Source organism: Streptomyces sp. Ag82_O1-12 (assembly GCF_900182715.1).
GTDB lineage: Bacteria > Actinomycetota > Actinomycetes > Streptomycetales > Streptomycetaceae > Streptomyces > Streptomyces massasporeus.
This window is the reverse complement of sequence record NZ_FXUW01000001.1, coordinates 2,965,993-2,986,882: the sequence shown is the minus strand read 5'-3', so window position 1 is coordinate 2,986,882 and position 20,890 is coordinate 2,965,993. Positions and strand designations below refer to the sequence as shown.

19 protein-coding genes and 1 tRNA gene are annotated in these 20,890 nt (G+C 67.4%); 17 read left to right on the top strand and 3 right to left on the bottom strand.

Annotation, left to right across the window (positions count from 1 at the left end):
- Window positions 1-228 precede the first annotated feature (228 nt).
- Window positions 229-2,163 carry a DNA/RNA helicase domain-containing protein gene (locus QOL88_RS13675; RefSeq protein WP_097216692.1) on the top strand — a complete coding sequence of 645 codons (1,935 nt, stop codon included), beginning with the start codon at window positions 229-231 and terminating at the stop codon, window positions 2,161-2,163.
- Between the two features lie 1,210 nt (window positions 2,164-3,373).
- Here QOL88_RS13675 and QOL88_RS13670 read toward each other — a convergent pair.
- Window positions 3,374-3,919, bottom strand: coding sequence for a GIY-YIG nuclease family protein (locus QOL88_RS13670; RefSeq protein ID WP_097216691.1), 546 nt, complete (start codon window positions 3,917-3,919; stop codon window positions 3,374-3,376).
- A gap of 286 nt (window positions 3,920-4,205) precedes the next feature.
- On the opposite strand from QOL88_RS13670, the gene QOL88_RS13665 reads away from it, so the two are divergent.
- Complete coding sequence (locus tag QOL88_RS13665) at window positions 4,206-6,569, top strand: hypothetical protein (protein ID WP_143668856.1); 2,364 nt, start codon at window positions 4,206-4,208, stop codon at window positions 6,567-6,569.
- Between the two features lie 481 nt (window positions 6,570-7,050).
- The gene (locus QOL88_RS13660; protein WP_097216690.1) at window positions 7,051-7,845 is read left to right on the top strand and encodes an NUDIX domain-containing protein; all 795 of its coding nucleotides are present in this window, start codon (window positions 7,051-7,053) and stop codon (window positions 7,843-7,845) included.
- On the opposite strand, the gene QOL88_RS13655 is transcribed toward QOL88_RS13660, so the two are convergent.
- Window positions 7,829-8,962 carry a helix-turn-helix domain-containing protein gene (locus tag QOL88_RS13655; RefSeq protein ID WP_097216689.1) on the bottom strand — a complete coding sequence of 378 codons (1,134 nt, stop codon included), beginning with the start codon at window positions 8,960-8,962 and terminating at the stop codon, window positions 7,829-7,831. The genes QOL88_RS13660 and QOL88_RS13655 overlap by 17 nt on opposite strands.
- A gap of 332 nt (window positions 8,963-9,294) precedes the next feature.
- Here QOL88_RS13655 and QOL88_RS13650 point away from each other — a divergent pair, with 332 nt between their 5' ends.
- The 11 genes from QOL88_RS13650 to QOL88_RS13600 all read left to right on the top strand — a co-directional run bounded on the left by QOL88_RS13650 (window position 9,295) and on the right by QOL88_RS13600 (window position 15,905).
- A complete protein-coding gene (locus QOL88_RS13650; RefSeq protein WP_097216688.1) occupies window positions 9,295-9,648 on the top strand; it encodes an SCO3933 family regulatory protein in 354 nt (117 codons plus the stop codon).
- A gap of 2 nt (window positions 9,649-9,650) precedes the next feature.
- Entirely contained in the window at window positions 9,651-11,006 is a 1,356-nt protein-coding gene (locus QOL88_RS13645) for an FtsK/SpoIIIE domain-containing protein (RefSeq protein ID WP_097216687.1), read from the top strand.
- Window positions 11,007-11,089: 83 nt separating this feature from the next.
- Window positions 11,090-11,770 (top strand): DUF2637 domain-containing protein, encoded by a 681-nt coding sequence (locus QOL88_RS13640; RefSeq protein WP_097216686.1) that lies wholly within the window; start codon window positions 11,090-11,092, stop codon window positions 11,768-11,770.
- Window positions 11,771-11,789: 19 nt separating this feature from the next.
- Window positions 11,790-11,984, top strand: a complete 195-nt coding sequence (locus tag QOL88_RS13635) for a hypothetical protein (RefSeq protein ID WP_097216685.1) — start codon at window positions 11,790-11,792, stop codon at window positions 11,982-11,984.
- A 1-nt stretch (window position 11,985) separates the two neighbouring features.
- The gene (locus tag QOL88_RS13630; protein WP_030894994.1) at window positions 11,986-12,177 is read left to right on the top strand and encodes a mobile element transfer protein; all 192 of its coding nucleotides are present in this window, start codon (window positions 11,986-11,988) and stop codon (window positions 12,175-12,177) included.
- Window positions 12,178-12,188: 11 nt separating this feature from the next.
- Window positions 12,189-12,344 (top strand): hypothetical protein, encoded by a 156-nt coding sequence (locus tag QOL88_RS13625; RefSeq protein ID WP_097216684.1) that lies wholly within the window; start codon window positions 12,189-12,191, stop codon window positions 12,342-12,344.
- A gap of 18 nt (window positions 12,345-12,362) precedes the next feature.
- Window positions 12,363-12,686: a SpdD-like protein gene (locus QOL88_RS13620; RefSeq protein WP_097216683.1), complete on the top strand. Its 324-nt coding sequence runs from the start codon at window positions 12,363-12,365 to the stop codon at window positions 12,684-12,686.
- Between the two features lie 88 nt (window positions 12,687-12,774).
- On the top strand, window positions 12,775-12,960 hold the full coding sequence (locus QOL88_RS13615; protein WP_097216682.1) for a hypothetical protein: 186 nt from the start codon (window positions 12,775-12,777) through the stop codon (window positions 12,958-12,960).
- Window positions 12,953-14,317 (top strand): replication initiator protein RepSA, encoded by a 1,365-nt coding sequence (gene repSA / locus QOL88_RS13610; protein ID WP_097216681.1) that lies wholly within the window; start codon window positions 12,953-12,955, stop codon window positions 14,315-14,317. The genes QOL88_RS13615 and repSA overlap by 8 nt, the downstream gene beginning before the upstream one ends.
- Entirely contained in the window at window positions 14,314-14,511 is a 198-nt protein-coding gene (locus tag QOL88_RS13605; protein ID WP_097216680.1) for a helix-turn-helix transcriptional regulator, read from the top strand. The genes repSA and QOL88_RS13605 overlap by 4 nt, the downstream gene beginning before the upstream one ends.
- Window positions 14,511-15,905, top strand: coding sequence for a tyrosine-type recombinase/integrase (locus QOL88_RS13600; RefSeq protein WP_097216679.1), 1,395 nt, complete (start codon window positions 14,511-14,513; stop codon window positions 15,903-15,905). Before QOL88_RS13605 ends, QOL88_RS13600 begins: the two co-directional genes overlap by 1 nt.
- Before the next feature lie 181 nt (window positions 15,906-16,086).
- On the opposite strand, the gene QOL88_RS13595 is transcribed toward QOL88_RS13600, so the two are convergent.
- Window positions 16,087-16,159, bottom strand: a tRNA-Arg gene (locus QOL88_RS13595).
- Between the two features lie 321 nt (window positions 16,160-16,480).
- On the opposite strand from QOL88_RS13595, the gene QOL88_RS13590 reads away from it, so the two are divergent.
- The 3 genes from QOL88_RS13590 (at window position 16,481) to QOL88_RS13580 (ending at window position 20,871) form a co-directional block, all read left to right on the top strand.
- Window positions 16,481-18,088: a dynamin family protein gene (locus QOL88_RS13590; protein WP_097216678.1), complete on the top strand. Its 1,608-nt coding sequence runs from the start codon at window positions 16,481-16,483 to the stop codon at window positions 18,086-18,088.
- Window positions 18,089-18,400: 312 nt separating this feature from the next.
- The gene (locus QOL88_RS13585) at window positions 18,401-20,026 is read left to right on the top strand and encodes a YfjP family GTPase (protein ID WP_373559282.1); all 1,626 of its coding nucleotides are present in this window, start codon (window positions 18,401-18,403) and stop codon (window positions 20,024-20,026) included.
- Between the two features lie 368 nt (window positions 20,027-20,394).
- Entirely contained in the window at window positions 20,395-20,871 is a 477-nt protein-coding gene (locus tag QOL88_RS13580) for a single-stranded DNA-binding protein (protein WP_097216676.1), read from the top strand.
- Window positions 20,872-20,890: the final 19 nt, after the last annotated feature.

Below are 20,890 nucleotides of genomic sequence, written 5' to 3'. Positions count from 1 at the left end.
CCGGATGAAGCTGGGGCCCGGCGGAACGGAAGCGAGTCGGTGAGCCGTAGCTCGGTCGCGTGTCCGCCGCCGGGGAGGGTTGAGGCTAGCACCCCAGCCAACCGATGATCGCTTGCCGACACTCTTGGCTGCTGGGATACTCGCTCGTCCCTGGGACACCGACTAGCGAACTGAAGGCTACCGGTGTGTCACTGAGCCAGGCGTTCAACATCGGGGAGTGGGAGCAGGATGGCCGGCGGGGGCGCATGGTCGGAATTGGAGGCGTATTGGCCTGCCGAGCAGCTGTTGCGGGACAACGATCGGCTGATTCCGAAAATTGAGCAGTGTTACCGCGACGCTCACCCGAACGACAAGCAACCCTCGGTGGGTGAAGTCGACTCGTGGCGGGAAAGCGTCTATGAGGTTGCCACGGCACTGGTCGACGTCGGCCTGGGCAAGGTGTGGATGTTCGTGGAGTACCGGGTTCACCCGGGGATGGACGGCATCGACGTGGTCCTCGCTGGCCTTCACCCGAAGGGCGGGCTCAGCTTTGCCGCCGTCGAATTGAAGCAGTGGCGCGAGGTGCAGCGTCCGACCTTGTCGGCAAGCAGGAAGCGTCTTTGCTCGCAGTGCAAAGACCCGGCCGCCGTCATGCTTTGCGATCAGTGTGCCCTCGAATTCGTCTTCGCGCCTGGGTACGGAGAGCACAAGAAGCATCCGGCCGTGCAGGTGAAGGGCGCCTTGGACTCGCTCAAGCGCTATCACAGCATGTTCGACGACCGGTATGTGCATCTTGTCGGCGCCGCTTATCTACACAACCTCAAGGACCTGGAGTCCCAGTGGGTCAGCCGGGTCGTTCCATGCCGTGGGATCCCCACCTTCACCGCGCGCCAGCCCGCAGATCTCCGGAAATTCCTGAAAGCCAACTTCAGTTCGGCTGCGGGTGACGAAGCCGCGCAGGCGCTCCTTCAACGCCGTCGCTCGAGTGCGCTCCTCACCTCCGAGGCCGGGGCCATCGTTAATGGTCACACGAAGTTCAGCTTGGTGGAGAGACAACTCGAAGCTGTAAACGGCATCATGCGTTCGGTGCGTGAGACCTCTTCATCCGGCCTTAAGAAGGTCTATGTCGTCAGCGGTCGCGCGGGCACAGGGAAGTCGCTCGTCGCACTCACCCTGTTAGGTGACGCCCTCAGAGAGGGCTACGACGCGCGTTTCGTGTCGGGGGGTGTCGCCTCCAGGGAGAACTTCAAGCGTGGCGTCAAGGGCAAGGGCAAGGCCTTCATGACCTTGAACCAGGTCGCGGACAAGATGGGGCCCAACGAGCTCGACCTGCTGCTGTGCGACGAGGCGCATCGGCTCACCGAGCGTCCGCAGACGGGCTCGTTCTCCATGCGTCCTGGCGAATCGTCTGTATCCGTGATCGTGACGCGGGCGAGGGTCCCTGTCTTCTTCATCGACGGCGATCAGCGGCTGTTCGCTGAGGAGGTGTGGTCTGAAGCCGACCTGATTGAGGCGATCCAGGACCTGAGGGCGGAGGTCGTGCCGATCCGGCTAGACAGGGCGCTGCGGGCCGTGGGGAGTGCCACCTACGACACGTGGGTGCAACGTCTCCTCCTGGGCGCGCCCCTTCCATGGGACACCGACGATGACGAGGATCCGGAACCGTTCGAGCTGTACTACACGGACAGCGCAGCGCGGATGGAGAAGTTCCTGCAGGCAAAGGTGGATGCGGGATCTAGCGCTCGAATGACCGCCGGCATGTGCTGGGAGTGGACTGACGATACCGGCACTGTTCCAGACGTCGCACCAGAGAAGAACTGGGCACGCCCCTGGAACGCTGGAGACAACCACCCGACGCCAGGGGTACCGAAGCGCCGGTTCTGGGCCACGGACCCGGGCGGCTTCGGGCAGATCGGCTGTGTTCACACCGCGCAAGGGCTTGAGTACGAGTGGGGCGGCGTCATTATGGGACCCGATCTCACCTGGGACGGCGGCTGCTGGGTCCTGGATCGTGAGCATGTGCGAAGCAAAGCCAGCCGAGTCCGTTCGGATGACGAGCTGGCGGAGCGAATCCGTAACGCCTACGGCGTTCTGATGACGCGTTCGATCCGTGGCACCGTTCTCTACTCGGTCGACCCGGCTACGAGGCAGCTCTTCGCGGACCTCGGTGTTCCGAAGATCTGACCAGGCGTAGGTCACCCGCTAGTCGACAGGATCAAGAAGGGCCGAATGAGGGCAGACTCCGTGGGAGCCCACTCCCGCTTGCGCTGAATGAGGGCGGAGCCTGCATCCCCGCGCCGACAACTATCGGCGGGGCGGCAAGCGTTCCGAGACTCAGGGAGACGCAACCTGAGCTTGGGAATCACCGGCTGGCCAGCGCTATAAGCCCGCTGACCTGCGGAAACAGCGGTGATCGGGATGCATGGTGGCCTTTCTTTGTGACCGTGGTTGACCGGTGTCGCCGCCGCCCTACCTGATGCGACAACCACTGCTCGTGGGAGCTTGGGCGGTCGGAGGTTGGAGCCGTACGCTGCCAATCAGTCTCCAGCACGGAACTTTCTGTCCGGCCGAGATCTGGTGAGATTGATGAGTGAGCGACACATTGGTCACCGCCGCCGTCAGTGCCGGTGCTGCGTTTGCAGCGTCGGGACTCGCCTCCTGGATTGCGTTGCGGAGCGTACGCCATCAGACCACAGCACAACGAGAGCTAGCTGCAGCAGATAGAGCCGAGCGTCGGGCGGTTGAGGAGCGCTCCGTCCGACGTGACGCATACACGCAGTTCATTACTGCAGCGATCCGATGTGCCGGCCTTATCGGTGAGGCGAGGGAAGAGAACATCACTGACGACGAGTACCGTGATCGCGCCTCCATCGTACGGAGCGCATTGTCTGACGTTATCCAGGCACAAGCGATCGTCAGCGTTGAAGGACCTGCTGGGGTGGCGCAGGCGGCCGTCCATGCGCGTAGGAGCCTCGACAACGAGTTCAAGGCTGTGCATGCGTGGCGCTCCGGCACGGGCTCAGCAGACGAAGTGATCACCGCTGGTCGGGTCAGGCTTCGAGCCGTGGGGCGTATGTCAGACACGGCCAGGCGTGCTTTCGGCGACGAGAGCGGCCCACCCCCAGCACCTTCGTGCGTTGCTGGTTGAGGCCCGTGATCCGCCGTTGGTCACGGCGCACGCACCACCTGCGACCAACGACGGACCGGGTTTGCGAAGGGTGCTCTGGGCCTGTCTTCTTGCCCTGGGTGTTGTCGGGGATCTTGGTGAGCTGGGTTTTTGCTGGTCAGGGGCGGTGGGCTCGTGCGCCTGGTGGTCGTCGTTGGTCGTCATTGGCCATTGTTGAGCAGCGTCGGACGGCCCAGGGACGGCCCAGACAACGGCCCGTTCGGCGGCCTACGAGCTGATGGGCAACTCTCGTGCTCGCTGACGTGCTTGGGCTCGCATCTCCTTCAGACGACTGTGGAACGCGTTGTGGCGGTTCTGGTCGAGGTTCAGCGGGAGGTCGAGCTGGGCAATGAGCTGTGACTCCAGGTCCCATGGTTCGCTCTGCTCAATCCAGCACACCCGCGCGTTGTCCGCCATCCACTGGCTCAGGGTCGCTTCGCCGGCCTTGCCGAAGGTCATCCGCTTGCCGCTGCCCACGCGGCGCAGCTCAAGGCCGAGCATGCACCCGAGGGTGAGCCGCAGTGTCGAGCCGGCCGCGTTGCCCCGGTAGTGGTAGCGCACCCGCTTGCGCAGGTTCTGGGTGCTGGTCCGGTTGGCCATGTACCGCGGGGCTATTCCGACGTAGAGCAGGCGCCGGCCGTCCAGATCCGGATGGGGCGGTTGCTCGAAGTGCCACCCGTAAACCCCTGCAACTCCCGGGACAGGGCTCGGGCGCAGCAAGACCTGCTGCGCTGACCACAGTCGGTTGGGACTGACGAGAGCGGTAGCGTCCACGAAGCCTCCAGGTGCTACGGCTGATCATCGCAGGCTACTGGTCGACGCTGACAAGGTCCCTGGCCTGCGCAGCTGCCGTGACATCAGCTTGGGAAGCTGCGATCACTCGGGTTGAGGGGTGGTCAGAAGCGTGTCCCGTTGGCAGAACACCCGAGGGGCAACCTGCCTTCCCGCATCGGATGCAAGTCAAGCTGTCGCCTGCCCACATGTTTAAGACGGAAACCCCTGCGAACACTCGTGGCCGTCCGTAGCCTGGTGAGAGTTCCAAGGCCTGGGGAGGCAGAAGGTGGCCGAAAAGCTGACGCGTGAGCAGATCCAGAAGCTCTATTCGAACCCTGAGACACAGGAACGAATCCTTCGGATCGATTGCCTGGCCGACCTCCTCAGGTCTTGCATTATCTCAGAAGCTTATGAGGTCCCGCCCCGTTTGACGGCGGCAATCAGACTCACTTCTGCTGGTGCAGGGCTCGTTGCGCGAGTGCAGAGCAACGCCAACCCCCGCAATGAATGCACGCTGGCTACGTTCCTGCAAGTCTCTTGGAATGAGCTGCTAGTAGATGCGGATGAAACCAACATCGAGTCGATTGAGAAGGTGGTTTCAGACGAGATTAAAAAGGAGAGAGTTCTTTTCCCGTATATTTACGGGCGAGAGCTCTACGATAAGGCCTTCGATGAGCTCAAAGACAACAACGATACTTTGACTCACAAAGACACAATGACTTTGTTGGCTGGGTCCCCCCAAGGGGTATTTCAGCTGCATGACTACGTAGTTGGACCGTGGGGGCTCCTGCGCTCTCGGGAGGTTAGGTACTGTCCCCCTTCGGTTTGGGTTCCCCTTTATCACTGTGATGACCTGTCATGCATGCGGGTGCATAACGTCCTCCTCGAAACGGGTACATCGAAGATTTCGAAGGTTCGTACTAAGATGCGCGAGGTGCTGTCACGGCAAGATAGCGCGGAAGGTGAGTGGGAAGACTTCCTGCGTGATCAGATTGCTGCTCATGTTAATCCTTTCTCGTGGAAGCATTCAGCAGGGATTCCGAGCCTTGTCGGTGATGCGTTTTCCGTTGAAGAAATGCGCCTGATTCTGCACGACCTACTCAACTTTACCCAAGGCAGACTGCGAGCATCGATCTCTGAACTTGGGCGGGAAGTCAAGGAAGCCGAAAAGTTTACCGAGGATCTCAATGAGGCTCAGATGCTTCAACTGATCCTCTTGTGTCGAGATGACGAGATCATTGATTCCTTGGACTCGCTCATTCTGTCCGGCAGCATCAATATTCCGCCTGCCGAGATTCGCAAGTCTCCTAGAGGCGTTAAGGCGACGGGGTACTTCGACCTAGTGCCTGAGTGTGCGAGTAGAGGTGTCAGGTTTCTCGGTAGCTCTTCGTTGGCTTTGCTGCGGAGTCGCCATCTGATTTCAAACCTCTTTGACCTCGGGAACCCGGCAGAACGAGAGAGACTTGAGTGGCTGATCAGGGGAACAGACGGCACTTCGTTCCAGGAGCAATTGGACCAGTTTGTGTGCGGCGGTCCGCTAGATGGAGCGCTGGGATCGCTGATCTTTGACAGCGGCGCGAACCTCGTAGCTGCGGAAAAATTCGTCGGAATTGGCCCCCGTGCCAGGGAGCGCTTGTCGAACGAGGAAGCACTTCGGCGGGCGATTACTTGGCGCCTGGGTATCGACGGACCGTCCGAATCCGATGTCTTGCTGGACTTTCGACAATATGGCACTAGGTTGAGGGAACTAGCAATGCGGACCCACACCTACGCGTCGGCGGATCAGGCAGACATCAGAGCAGTCGCTTCGAATTTCTTCGTGAAGTTGGAGGGTCTGCTTCAGGAATATCTCAAGCTAGCGACCTGGGCCCTTCTGCGTGATCATTATGCGACGTCGGGGTTCGTCTACTCGCCCGAGGAGGCTGTTGCTTTCACTATCGAGGAACTAAGTCGCGAGCAGTCAGATATTCACTTCTCCAGCGACGGTAAGTGGACGCTTTTCCCAATGGTTAGAGGGTTCGATGTTCTAGCTAACCGCTTGAAGCTTTTGAAATCCGACGATACTACCAAGCGCAGTGTTAGTGATTACCCTAAAATTCTGCGCTCCGCATCTCCGTACACGTTCCTCTTCAAGCACATCTACCCCTACCTAGACCTAGATTCGACCGCGAGATCTCGAATCGTAGCGATGTTGACCACTGCGTCGCGTAAGTTGAACGCAGGTAAGGTTGATGAGATCAGAAATGTGCTTCAGCATACGAACCCAAAATTCCCGACGCAGGATGATGTATTGGGTGCAATCAACGCGGCGGAGACGGTTCTTGCTGAGGCGGAGGAGGCTGGGTTTCTGCCAGTAGTTTCGCGCCTTCGCGAATCGCAAACGGATAGTTACGGTCGCCGCACGCTGACACTAGGCACTGCAAACGGAAAAACTCTTCGACTGGTTCGCCCCTCGTCCTACTATTTGACGGGCTTGCCTGCTGTGTCAGAGGCGCAGTATGTTCTCAGGTCGGCCATGTATGAGAATTCGAGCGAGGTGCTTCGTCTCTCTATTCGTGAGGACTCTGAGTATACGAAGCGGTGGTCTAACTATCCGAAGCGTCGCGGCGCGAGGGCAAAGTCCGGCAGTAACAGTCACGTCGATTCCTAGGTAGGTGCTTGGTAGATCGACCAGTTGAGGTCGGCGGAGCGGCTTTGGGCTGGAGCTGCTTTGGTGCGAGTGATCATGGCCCCGTAAGCTTCCGGCGCGTCGGGCAGTCTGTGGACCTGCCCGGTAAAGCACGACGTTGGGGCCATGATCTTCGAGGCTCGCGCCAAAGTGGCTGCCTAAAGCCGAGGAGCCGACCGCCCCAGCCACGACGTACCCCTTCCCTGGCATCAGGTGGCTGATCGCTGGGGGCGCGGCACGGGCGCCGGCCGGGCTGGAGCGGGGCGGAGACAGGAGCGCAGGCCCGGCCGGGGGCCGGGCCGCGCGCGGGGAGCGGAGCGAGCCGCCTTGATGAAGTAGAGAAAGTTCTACCGCGCTCTTGGCTACTGATCGTCCACGCCGTCAGTGCCTACTCTTGAGAGTGGGCTCCGGGCTACGCTTGTGCCAGCCGACATAAGAGGACGACAGGGAGCGTGCTAACCGGATGGGACCCAAGTCGGAGCGGGTCTACCGCACGATTCGCGAGTGGATCGCGACGGGACAGTACCCCCCAGGTTCCAAGCTCCCGTCCGAGCGGACCTTGTCGGAAGAGCTGGCCATCGGCCGGACCGCGCTACGGCAGGTGCTCGCCAAGCTCGTTGCGGAGAGTGTGATCGAGGTGCACGGTCGCAGCTCCTACCGGGTGCCGGATCGGTCTGTGACGACTCAGGCGCCGGCGGATGTCGAACGGTGGCAGATCCATGGCGAGCGGACTCTGTATGACAACCGCTGGGTGAAGCTCAGCCTCGTCGACGTCGAACCGCCAGGGGTCGACCGCTTCGAGCACCACGTCGTGAAACTTCACCACGTGGCCATCGCGGCCGTCATCGACGACCAGGACCGTGTCCTGATGATGTGGCGCTACCGCTTCGTGCCCGACTCGTTCGGGTGGGAGCTCCCGGGCGGCATTGTCGACGAGGGGGAGGACTCCTTGCAGACGGCGCTGCGTGAGGTCGAGGAGGAGACTGGTTGGCGGCCGGATTCCTTGGAGCACGTGGTCACGTATCAGCCCATGGTGGGCATGGTCGATTCGCCGCACGACATCTTCGTGGGCAAGGGCGCCAAGCTCGTTGGTGAGCCTTCCGATTTGGAGGAGGCCGGGCACATCGCCTGGGTGCCGCTTGCCGACATTCCTGGCCTCATGGCCGGGGGTGAACTCATGGGCTCCGGCACGCTCGTGGCCTTGCTCCATGTCCTCTCCGCACGAGGTGCTGGAGCTCCGCCTACAAACGCTGCGTGAGCTGTTCGACTCGACGCCGTTGGCGTACGGACCCGGTGCGGTTCGCTATCAAGCGGGCCTGGCGGAGGTGCTTGTGCGCCTGGTCGTACTCGCCGCGGGCTATGTGTGCCTGGGCCAGGTCGCAACGCATACCTGCGGAGGCCCGTATGAACGTCGGGTCGGCGGTGTCCAGAGCGGTGTAGAGGCTTTCTACCGCTTCTTCGTCCCCGATCAGAGCCAGCGCGTTACCTCGCCATCTGGCGAGGTGCCCGCCGTTGAGGAAGATGCTCAGCATGTCGGGGTCACGGGCTTCGTCACCCGAGGGCAGGGAGCGCGCCGCGCTCTCCAATGCGCGCTTGCAGGCGTCGGGCATACCCGCCCGGGCGCATATCTCGGCTTCTGCGGCGTACAGCCAGGCTGTAAGGCGGGGGGACATGGCCTTTCCGCCGAGTCGCTGGGCCTCGTGGATGAGCTGCACTGCCATGGGTGCGCGTCCGGCGTCGCAGAGGACGTAGGCCTGCTCGGCTGTGGCGTGTGCCAGGTACATCGGCTCTTCAGCCTCTTGGGCGGCTCGCTTGCCCAACTCGTAGTGCCGCCAGGCTCGCTCGATGGCTCCGACGTCAAGTGCTTGCCAGGCGGCCAGTGTCGCTGCTCCAGCCAAGGCGCGTGCGACTGGACGCCGTGTCTCGGGCAGGACGGCGAAGGTGAGAGCGTCCTCAAGCGTCGCAAGGTGGGCCGTCATCTGGTCGACCAGGCTTGCTGCACCCATCTGTCGGTCCACGGTCCGGAGCAGTTCCGTTTGATCCATGAACGTGCTCACCATGGTCACGCTGATGCTGCGAACCGCGTCGATACGTCCCATGAGCTCGTCGTATCCGTCGGTCGTGGCGGCAGGCACCAGCAACTCTGTCCTGCCCGCCAGCTCGTCGTCCGTGATGCCCAGCAGCGCTCGCAGTATCTTCGCGTAGCGGGCTGAGATGGAGCGCCGGCCGTTTTCCCACTCTGAGACGTACACGCGCAGGCTGGCTGTTGATGCGACGTCGAGCATGTGTTGTCGCGCATAGCGCTCGATCTCCCGAACGAGCCGCTCTTGCGACCACTCCCGTGCGCTCCTTGCTGTCTTGAGTCCGTTCGTCACGTGGCGCCGCCCTGCCTGGGTTACAGAGACCTCATTGCAGCATGCCTGAGATCACCGCAGGTCGGCAGGGGTTAACGCGTCAGGTGTTAACCCCTGTTGGCTACCGGGGCGTTGGCGGAGACGGTTCCCTAGAACCATCGCAGCAAGGCGAGTTGAGATGCCGAAGCAGCGACAGCGCTTGACATCTGGTGCGCACCAGATGCAGCCTACTGGTGCGCACCAGTTAGGGCGCACTCCCCGCAGCTTTGCTGCATTCATCTGTCAATGCACGAGAGCGGCGACCCACCGCCAAGCAAGTGCGCCGCTCCCGCCCCTCGCAAGGGAGTTCCATCATGCGTCAGATTCCCGTTGAGACGTCCGGCGCGACCGTGATGGTCGCCAAGGCCCCGCAGCCCAAGGTCCGCGACCGTAGGACCGGCGAGATCGCTATCGATGCCGACGGCGTCAAGCTGATGACCGTGGACGTGATGTTCGCGGCCAACGACGAAGTCGAGATCCTGTCCATCACCGTCCCGGAGCCCGGTATCTCCAGCGACCTGGCCATGGGCACCCCCGTGGCGCTGACGGGCCTGATCGCCCGGCCGTGGGAGAACGAGTTCAACGGCCAGAAGCGCCACGGCATCGCCTTCCGTGCGGTCGCGGTCACCTCGCTGGCCGCCGCCGGGTCGGCGTCTGAGGCGGCCTGATCATGACCTGGTTCATGGTCGCTGTGGTTGTGGTCGTCGCTGCTGCGGGTCTCCTGCGGTGGCGGCGGCCCGCCTGGTACTGGCTGACCTTCGGGGTCCTCGTCGCGACCGTGCGGGTCCTGGTCCGCTACGCCTCGGTCATGGACGCCTGCGGCCTGACGGTCCCGCCCTCGCGCTGGCGCCTGGCTCTGGCCCGGGTGGCCTACCGTCCGGTGCCGGAGTCCCAGGTGCCGCGCATCCTGCGGTTGCGGCCGACCCGGACCGGCCTGGTCCTGCGGCTCAAGCTCCGGCCGGGACAGGACGCCTTCGACGTGGCGGCCTCGACGGACCGGCTTCGGCACTCCTTCGGGATGTACGGCGTGACCTCCCGAGAGGTTCGCTCCGGCGTCGTTGAGGTGCGGATGACCGGCTATGACGTGCTCAAGCAGGTCCAGATGCCCGCCAAGACCGAGACGCGTCCGATGCGGGTTCCGGTCGCGCTGCGGGAGGACGGCTCGGTGCACTACCGCGACTACCGCGCCGTTCCCCACGGGCTGACCCTGGGGGCGACGGAGTCCGGCAAGTCGGTCTACCAGCGCAACCTGGTCGCCGGGCTCGCCCCGATGGACGTCGCCCTGGTCGGCATCGACTGCAAGCAAGGCGTTGAGCTGTTCCCGCTTGCCCGCCGGTTCTCCGCCCTGGCCGACAACCCGGACACCGCCCTGGAGCTGCTGGAAGCGCTGGTGTCCCACATGGAGGAGGTCTACCAACTGATCCGGGCCGAGCAGCGCATCAGCGTCGCCGTGCCGGATGCGGAGATCGCCGCCGACATCTGGGACCTGCCCGACGACATCCGCCCCGTCCCGGTCGTGGTCCTGGTCGACGAGGTCGCCGAACTCGCCCTGTTCGCCAGCAAGGACGAGGAGAAGCGCCGGGACCGCATCATCACCGCCCTGGTGCGTCTCGCCCAGCTCGGCCGCGCGGCCGGCATCTACCTGGAGATCTGCGGGCAGCGCTTCGGCTCCGAACTCGGCAAGGGCATCACCATGCTCCGCGCCCAGCTCACCGGCCGCACCGCCCACCGCGTCAACGACGAAACCTCCGCCAACATGGCCTTCGGTGACATCTCCCCGGACGCCGTCCTGGCCGCCATCCAGATCCCTGCTGAGACACGCGGTATCGCGATCGCCGGTGACTCCACCGGTGGCTGGTACCGCATCCGCGCCCCGCACACCTCGCTGCGCCAGGCCGTGAACACCTGCAACAAGTACGCCGACCGCACCCCCGACGTGCCTGCCCTGACCGCCTACCGGCCCGCGGTCGCCGCGCTGCCCTCGGCCCGGGTGCCGCTGTCCAAGACAGCCCCCGCCACGGCCTGACCTTCCCCTGCTGCACCGGTCGGCGTGACCGCTTCGCGCCAGGTCCCTACCCCTCCCATGCCTCACGACAGGAAGGAGCCGTGATGGCCCGCCCCGCTCTCCGCATAGATGCCGTCCTGGTCCAGGCCGTCATCGCCGGGGCGCTGTCCTTCGCCCACCTCCACGACCTCGCCGCCGCTGCCGGACAGGACGGCTGGAAAGCCTGGGCCTACCCCATCAGCGTCGACCTGCTCCTCGTCGCTGCCTGGCGACGGCTCCGCTCCGACGGCCCGTCCCGACTGGCCTGGTGCTGGTTCGTGATCGCCCTGGTCGCCTCGCTCGGTGCCAACGTCGCCACCGCCGGACTCCTCGACCTGACCGACGTCCCGGCCTGGCTGCGCATCCTCGTCGCCGCCTGGCCCGCCCTGGCCTTCATGGGCGGCACCCTCCTCGCCCACTCCGCCACAGACCCGGTGCCGGATCCGCCGGCACCCGCAGCCCCGGTCACCGAGCCGCACCCTGAGCCGGTTACCGAGACCGAACCAGAGCGTGAGCCCGAGCTGGCCCCGGCGGTCGACGACACTCCCGCACTTCCGGCTGCCGACCCCGCCCCGGCCGCGCCCGCTCCCGCTGTGCCGGTCCCGGCCGCGCTGGTCGACCACGCCCGCAAGGTCGCCGACGACCACCAGGCCCGTACCGGTGCGCCGATCGACACCGACACCCTGCGCGCCCGCCTCGGCGTCCCGCCTCAGCTGGCCGACGCCATCGCTGCCCAACTCGCCTGACATCGACGGGAGACACGCCATGACCAGTGACCCGGCCGACCTGACCGCCGCCGACCACCTCGACGCCGCCCGCGAGATGGCCGCCGCGAACCGGCCCTTCCTCGCGCACCTGCTCGCCGAGGAAGCCGCCCGCCGCACCACCGACCCGGCCACCGCCGCTGGCATCCGCGCCGCCTTCCCCGACCCGGCCCTGACCCGAGAGGAAACCGACTGACATGCCCGCTCGCGACCACTTCCACTCCGTGATGCGGATCGGCCCGGTGCAGATCGGCACCCACCGCGACCGCCACGGCCAGACCAAGTACGCCGCCGTATGCACCGCCGACCGGTGCGGCTGGTCCTCCGACTACGGCAGCCAGTCCGCCGCCCAGCTCGCCGCCCGCACCCACCGCTGCCGCGTCCGCTAGGAGGCACCGCCATGGAAGTACCGCTCTGGCTCGCGCTGCTCGTCGTCGGCTACCTCGGCGTCAAGCTCATCCGCCCGCCCGCCTGGCTCATCGCCATCCTGCTGCTCGGCGGCTTCCTCCTCGCCGACAGCGTCCTGGCCCCCGCCATCGACACCTTCATCAAGTAGCCGAAGGGAGAACCGCTGATGTTCCGTCCGAAGATCCCGACCATGCCCACGCCGACCGGTCAGGTCACGCCGCCCGCCGTGGTCGAGCCGACCACCATCGTCCCGGCCGTCCAGACCTCGCAGCCCTCCCCGGCGGCTCCGGCGCCCGCGCCGTCCCGGCCGACGGTGCAGCTCACTCCCGGGACCGCGCTCGCCCTCGTCGGCGGCGGCACCGCCGTGGTCCTGGTCGTCGGCGCCGTCCTGGTCTCCATGCTGCTCGCCGTCGCGATCGCCGGCGCCTCGGTCGCCGTGTGCGCCGTCGTCCTGCGCTCGCTGCTCGCCTCGGAGATGAAGCGGCGCTGACCGGCCCCCGGAGCGGCCTCAACCGCCAAGTCTCGTCCGCTCCGGGCGCCGTCCCTGTCCAATCTCACAACCGGAAGGAACCCCCAGCATGACGCACCACCCCACACCGACGGCCCGCATCTGCCCGAACTGCGACGGCTTCGCCACCGCCGCCATCACCACCGGCAGCCGCGACCGGCACGGCCACCGGCACACCATCACCGCCAACTGCCCGGCCTGCCACGGCCAGGGCACCGTCCCCGGCCGCCGTGTCCGGGAGGCTGCGCGTGCCTGACCTGCTCGACCCGACCACCCTCGGCGACCTGCTGAGGGTGGCTTCGGCCTCTGACTACGACCGCTGGCACGAGCAGATCCGCCGCACCGGCGGCTGCGCCGACCCCATCCACCTCACCGGCTGGACCCTCACCAAAGACAAGACCACCGGCCAGACCCTGCACCACTACACCACCGCGAACGAGCCGGGGGGACGCCTCCGCCTCGCCTGCGGCAACCGCCGGGCCTCCCGCTGCCCGTCCTGCGCCTGGACCTACGCGGGCGACACCTACCACCTCATCCGCGCGGGCCTGGCCGGAGACGACCGACGCGACATCCCCGCCACCGTCCGCGACCACGCGCGCGTCTTCGCCACGCTCACCGCCCCCTCGTTCGGTCGCGTGCACAACCGGCCCGACCACGGCACATGCCGCTGCGGCACCCGCCATGCCCCGAACGCCCCGGAACTGGGCACCGCCCTGGACCCGGCGACGTACGACTATGCGGGCGCCGTGCTGTTCAACAACCATGCCGGGCAGCTGTGGCAGCGCTTCACCAACCGGCTCCGCCGCGAGATAGCCGCCCGCGCCGGCATCACACAGCGGGACCTGAAGGAGTGCGCCCGCCTTTCGTACGGCAAGGTCGCCGAGTTCCAAAAGCGCGGCGCCCTTCACTTCCATGCCGTGATCCGCATCGACGGCCCCGACGGACCCGAGACCGCCCCGCCGTCCTGGGCCACGGTCGACCTCCTCGCCGACGCGATCCGAGCAGCTACCGCGCACTCATACACCTCGGTCTCCGTCCCGGCCGCCGACGACCAGCCCGCCCGCACCTTCCGTTGGGGCACGCAGCTCGACGTCCGGCCCGTGAAGGCCTTCGGGGACGGCTCCGACATCACCGAACAGGCCGTCGCCTCCTACGTGGCCAAGTACGCCACCAAGGCCGCCGAGAACACCGGCACCCTGGACCGCCGCATCGGCGACCTCTCCGAGCTCGACCGCCACCAGGTCCCCGACCACACCCGCCGCCTCATCGAGGCCTGCAAGCAGCTCGACCCGCTCTACCCCGACCGGCGCCTGTGGGCCTGGGCACACATGCTCGGCTTCCGCGGCCACTTCTCCTCCAAGTCCCGCCGCTACTCCACCACCCTCGGCGCCCTCCGCCAGGCCCGCGCCGACTACCGCGCCGCCCAGGAACACGCCGCCCTCGGTCTGGAGGAACGCGAGCCGGACACCGTCCTGGTCCTGGCCGACTGGCAGTACGCCGGACACGGCCATACCCCCGGCGAATCCGCACTCGCCGCCACCATCGCCCGCGACCTCCAGCTCAACCGCGAAACCGCCCGCGAAGCCTTGCTCAGCGAAGGGAGCAGTACATGACCACGGCCACCAGATCGCGCACCATGCTCACCCTCGCGGAGGTCTGCGAGGAACTGGCCATCTCGCGCTCGACCTTCTACGACTGGCGGGCCAAGCGGCGCGCACCGCGCTGCATCAAGCTCCCGAACGGCGACCTCAGGATCCGGCGGAGCGACCTCGACCACTGGCTTGACGACCGTGAGGACGCCGCCTGATGGAGACGACGTACGACGTGAAGGTCTACAAGATCCTCACCTACAAGGGCGCCCGGAAGACCACATACACCGTGCGCTGGGTGGTCGCGGGGAAGCGCTGGCGTGAGCCCTTCGACACCGTCGCCCTCGCCGAGGGCTTCCGCTCCGACCTCATCCGGGCCACTGGCAAGGGCGAGGCGTTCGTCATCGCCACCGGGCTCCCGGTGTCCCACCGCTCCAAGTCGGCTGCCATGAGCTGGTACAAGTTCGCCGTCGAGTACGTGGATGCCCGCTGGCCTCAGCTCGGCGGCAACAGCCGTAAGAACATCGCCAAGACCCTGACGGCGACCACAATTGCGCTGCTGCGGGCCAAGCCCACCCAGTTCGCACCTCCGGCCGTGCGCACCGCCCTGCGTGAGTGGGCGTTCAACACCAACCGACGCCCCGACGCACCCCGAGACGTGGTGGCCATCCTCCGATGGGTCGAGCGGAACTCCCTGCCCGTCTCGGCCTGGGAGGACCCGGAGAAGGTCGACCAGGTCCTACGCGCCATCGACACCCGCCTCGACGGCAAGCAAGCGGCGGCCTGGTCCCGCAAGCGCAACCGCCGCATCCTCAACGTCGCTATGAAGTACGCGATCCGGCGGCGCATCCTACGGACCAACCCGCTTCCCAAGGGCAAGGAGTCGACGGCCGTCGTAAAGACCACGAACGCCGTGGACAAACGGTCCCTGCTTAACCCGGAGCAAGCGGCGGCCATCCTCGACTGGATACGGCGCCGGCCACGCGGCGGCGAGCGACTTCACGCCTTCTTCGCCACGCTGTACTACTGCGGTCCCCGGCCCGAGGAGGCCGTAGCGATGCGAGTGGAGGACGTGACCCTGCCCGAGCCCGACGCTGCCGACCAGTGGTGCGAGCTGCTGATCCACACCGCGACCCCCGAGGTCGGAAAGCAGTGGACAGACACGGGGGAGATCCACGAACAACGCGACCTGAAAGGCCGTGCGGAGGGTGAGACCCGCACTGTCCCGGGGCATCCCGCCCTCACGCGCATCCTGCGGCAGCACATCGAGACCGAAGAGCTCAAGCCAGGTGACCTGCTGTTCCAAGGCGAGTCGGGCGGCATCCTCGCCGGTTCCGTCATCCGTCGAGCGTGGCGCAACGCCCGAAAGGCCGTACTGCCCCCGCACGTCTTCGAGTCACCCACCGGACGGCGTGTCTACGACAACCGCAACACGCGCCTGACGAAGTGGCTGAACGACGGCATCCCGCCCGCCCAGGTAGCCGAGTGGGCCGGAAACAGCGTTGCCGTGCTCCTGGCGACCTATGCCCGATGCGTCGAGGGTCAGCTGCCCGACCTGAAGAGGCGGCTCGAAGCTGCCGGAGATCTCCCCGAGCGGTCGTCCGCCGACTGACCTCGCGGCCCGCAGAAACTTCGACACGTATTCGACACGGCCACCCGCAAAAACCCGGTAACAGCCGGACAGCCCCGGAGCACGCCCTTGATCATCAAGGGGACGCCCGGGGCTTCGCCGCGCCGCCCCGCACCCACCCTGACCAGCAAAAAGCCCTCCCCAAAGGGAGGGCGGAGACTTGCGCCCCCGGCAGGACTCGAACCTGCGGCCAAGCGCTTAGAAGGCGCCTGCTCTATCCACTGAGCTACGGGGGCCGGGTGTGGTGGCCTCTGTCCTGGTGCCCTGGTGTGGGCCGATCCGTGACGTCGCCGGGGACAAGGATAGGGCTCCCGCGTCCGTGTCCCTGTTGCTTCGCCTCCGTGGCTCGATGTGGAGGTTCAGTGAAGCGGTCCTGATAATCGCAGGCAGGTACGAATCGTGCACCGCTTTTGGCGTCACAGGCATCGGGTGTTGTGCACTCGTTATGCCTGGAGTGTGCCCGTGTCCCAGTCGTCCCTTCCATCCCTTGTGTTCTGTCGGCGCGCAGACATGCTCATATGCTTCAGAATTCCCCTAAAATTGGGCATTCTTCACATGTGGTGACCTTGGACGTACGGCCTCAGCTGCTCGACGCACTCTCCGCCCTGCGCGACCGTGTCGCCGCCGCACGCTTCCCGCTGCCCCTGGCGGGGGCCCCACGCGCGCGTGCCAACCGCGACGAACTCCTCGCGCAGCTCGACGACTACTTGGTGCCCCGGTTGCGGGAGCCCGAAGCGCCGCTTCTGGCCGTCGTGGGCGGGTCGACCGGAGCCGGGAAATCGACGCTCGTGAACTCCCTCGTGGGACGGCGGGTCAGCGAGGCGGGCGTGTTGCGGCCGACGACACGCACCCCCGTGCTGGTCTGCCATCCGGAGGACCACCACTGGTTCAGCGGGATGAGAGTGCTGCCCGATCTCACCCGCGTGTGGGTGCCCCAGCAGGACTCCACCGACGACCTGCTGCTCCCCGGCGAGAACCCCGCGCGCGTGCTGCGCGTCGAGACCGCCGAGACCATCCCGCCCGGCCTCGCCCTCCTCGACGCGCCCGACATCGACTCCCTGGTCGCCGACAATCGCGTCCTGGCCGCCGAACTCATCTGCGCCGCCGACATCTGGGTCATGGTCACCACCGCCGCCCGCTACGCCGACGCCGTCCCCTGGCACATGCTGCGCACCGCCAAGGACTACGACGTCACCCTCGTGACGGTCCTCGACCGCGTGCCCCACCAGGTCGTCAACGAGGTGTCACGGCAGTACGGCGCCCTGCTCACCAAGGCCGGACTCGGCGAGGTACCGCGCTTCACCGTGCCCGAACTGCCCGAGTCCGCCTGGGGCGGCGGGCTCCTGCCGGCCTCCGCCGTCGCCCAGCTGCGCAACTGGCTGATCCACCAGGCCCAGGACCCCGCGGCCCGGCAGCACGTCCTCGCCCGTACGGCGTACGGCGTCCTCGACTCCCTCAAGTCCCGCATGCCCGAGCTGGCCGGTGCCGCCGCCGCGCAGTACGCCGCCGCTCTGCGGCTCACCTCCGCCGTGGAGGGGGCGTACGACAACGAGCACGCGCGCGTGCGGGGCCGGTTGCAGAGCGGCGCGGTCCTCGCCGGCGACGCGCTCAAGCGGTGGCGCGCCTTCCCCCTGGACTGCACCGCCGCCGAACTCCTCGACGCGCTCGTGGAGAGCCTCAGCGCGCTGCTGCTGTGCGCCGTCACCGCCGCCGACGAGCGCGTCGACGACGCCTGGCGGCGCGAACCGGCGTCCGCCGCCCCGGAACTCGCCGCCCGCGAGACCGGCGCGGACAGCGCCGAGCACCGCATCGGACTCGCCGTACGGCGCTGGCGGCGAGAGCTCGAGGAGCACGCCGAGGACGAGGTCCGCGAACTCGACCGCAACCTCGCACCCGACCCCGAACTGGTCGCCGCCCTGGTCGCCACCTCCCTGCTGGGCGGCCGCCGGGGCCGGATGGCCGGAGAGGGGCTCGCCGAGCGGATCGGCGCCCATGGCGCCCTGCGGCTGCGCGACCGGGCCGGGCGGCTGCTCACCGAGCACGTGGACCGCGTCCTGCACGCCGAGCGCGAACGCCGGCTCGCCCCCCTCGACGCGCTCGACGTCCACCCCGAACCCCAGGCCGAACTCATCGCCGCGCTGTCCGTACTGCAGAAGGAGAGGTGACCGGTGACCGCCGTCACTGACCAGGACCACACCGAGCACACCGATCAGCCGGACGACGACGCACATAAGCCAGACGCCCGTAAGACAGACTCCCGTACGGCCCGTCGGGCATTCGCACGCAGCACAGACGCCCGCGACGCAGGCGCCCATGAGCCGGGCGTCCGCGACGCGGGGACGGGGAGCGCCCGCGACTCCTCCCGAGGCGCCCCGGACGGCGAGCGCGCCCCTCGCACCGATTCGACCGAGGCGGCCTGGGACGACGGACTCATCGCGCGCCGGGTCAACGAGACAGCCGAAGGAGACCGGTTCCCCATGACGGACAACCGCTCCGCCGCCCCGCAGACGGTCACCCCCCTGGTGTACGACGGGTCGCTGCGCTCCCGGCTCGAGGCCCTGCGCGAACTCGTCGGGCTCTCCCGCACCCGGCTCGACAGCCGGACGCTGTCGGAGGCCGGCCGGGTGCTCGACGAGGCGTCGGCGCGGCGCAGGCTCTCCGGGCAGCACACCGTCGTCGCCATCGCGGGCGCCACCGGCAGCGGCAAGTCACAGCTGTTCAACGCGCTCGCCGGGGTGACCATCTCGGAGACGGGCGTACGCCGTCCCACCACCGCCGCGCCCATCGCGTGCAGTTGGAGCGACGGGGCCGCCAGCCTCATCGAGCGGCTCGGCATCCCGCCCCGGCTGCGCCGCCGGCCGCTGCCGACCGGGGACGGCGAATCGCCGCTGCGCGGACTCGTCCTCATCGACCTTCCCGACCACGACTCCGCGGCCGTACAGCACCGCCGGCACGTGGACCGCATCCTGGCGCTCGTCGACGCCGTCATCTGGGTCGTCGACCCGGAGAAGTACGCCGACGCCGTCCTCCACGAGCGCTACCTGCGGCCGATGGCGGCGCACGCCGAGGTCATGTTCGTCGTCCTCAACCAGATCGACCGGCTGCCCGGGGAGGCCGCCGAGCAGGTCCTCGACGATCTGCGGCGGCTCCTCGACGAGGACGGCATCGCCCTCGGCGAGTACGGCGAACCGGGTACGACCGTGCTCGCGCTGTCCGCGCTCACCGGCGACGGCGTCGGCGAACTGCGCGAGACCCTCGGTCAGTTCGTCTCGGAACGCGGGGCGCCGAACCGCCGTATCGCGGCGGACGTGGACATCGCCGCGGCCCGCCTCTGGCCCGTCTACGCCACGCAGCGCCGGACCGGGCTCAGCGAACAGGCCAGGGAGGAGTTCTCCGACCGGCTCGCGGACGCGGTGGGCGCCACGGCGGCGGGTGAGGCGGCCGAACGCGCGTGGTTGCGCAACGCCAACCGTGCCTGCGGTACGCCCTGGTTGCGGCTGTGGCGCTGGTACCAGGACCGCGGCGAGCCCACCACGGGCCGGCTCCCCGGACGTACGCAGTCCGATGAGGAGGCGACGGCCCGTCAGCGGGTCGAACAGGCGGTACGGACCGTGGCCGACCGGGCGTCGGCCGGGCTGCCGGCGCCCTGGGCGCAGGCGGTGCGCGAGGCGGCCGTCCGCGGCTCACAGGGGCTGCCGGAGGCGCTGGACGAGCTGACCGCGCGCGCGGGCGTGCCGACGGGGCGGCCGCCGCGCCCGGGGTGGTGGCCGGTCGCCGTCCTCGTCCAGGCGTCCATGACGATCCTGCAGTTCCTGGGCGGGTTGTGGCTGCTGGGGCAGATCATCGGGGTCGTGGCGCCCAACCTGGGGGTGCCGGTGCTGCTGATGGTGATCGGCATCGTCGGCGGCCCGCTCATCGAGTGGAGCTGCCGGATGGCCGCCCGCGGCCCGGCCCGGCGCTACGGCCTGGAGGCGGAACGCCGATTGCGGGAGGCGGCGGCCGGATGCGGCAGGGCCCGGGTTCTGGACCCGGTGGCGGCGGAGCTGCTGCGGTACCGGGAGGTCCGGGAGCAGTACGGGAGGGTGGTGGGGACGGGGCGCTGACGGGCGTCCTGGCTGGAGGCGGGGCGGGGTGCTGAGGAGCATTCTGGCCGGGGGTGGGACGGGGCGTTGACGGTACGGCCGTCCCGGGGGCGAGGCGCGGCGCGGCGCTGACGGTACGGCCACCCAAGGGTGAGGGCCGGGCGCGGACGCTACGGCCATTTCGAAGGTGCGGCGCGGCACTGACGCAACGGCTACCCGGGGGCATCACCCCTGCGGGCGGCGGCGTTGTCCACAGGCGTTCGGTGATCCACAGCGCTCAGCGGGCCCGGCCCGGCGGCGGCAGTCTGGCAGACACAGCCGTACGGGACGGGCCCGTACGCGTGTCGGCCCGGCGCGGGTGCCGTGGTCCGGGCGAGGGAGGGTTCGCGATGAACGAGACGATGGTCTGCGCGGTCGGCAGGGTGGCGACGCAGCCGGTGTACCGGGAGATGGCGTCCGGCCCGTCGGCGAGGTTCAGGATGGCGGTGACCGCGCGCTACTGGGACCGCGAGAAGAACACGTGGACGGACGGGCACACCAACTTCTTCACGGTGTGGGCCAACCGTCAGCTGGCCACGAACACGGCGGCGTCGCTCACGGTCGGCGAGCCCGTGATCGTGCAGGGCAGGCTGAAGGTGCGGACCGACGTGCGCGAGGGACAGAGCTGGACGTCGGCGGACATCGACGCGGTGGCGATCGGCCACGACCTGGCATGGGGCACCTCGGCCTTCAGGCGGGCGGGCAAGGCGGAGACGGCGCCCTCGCCGACGCAACCGGAGCCCAACTGGGAGACACCGCCGGATGGTTCCGCAGAGCCGGGCGTCTCTCGCGTGCAACACCCGCCGGAGGCAGCGGTACTGACGTGACGTCACTCACTGGCCCCGC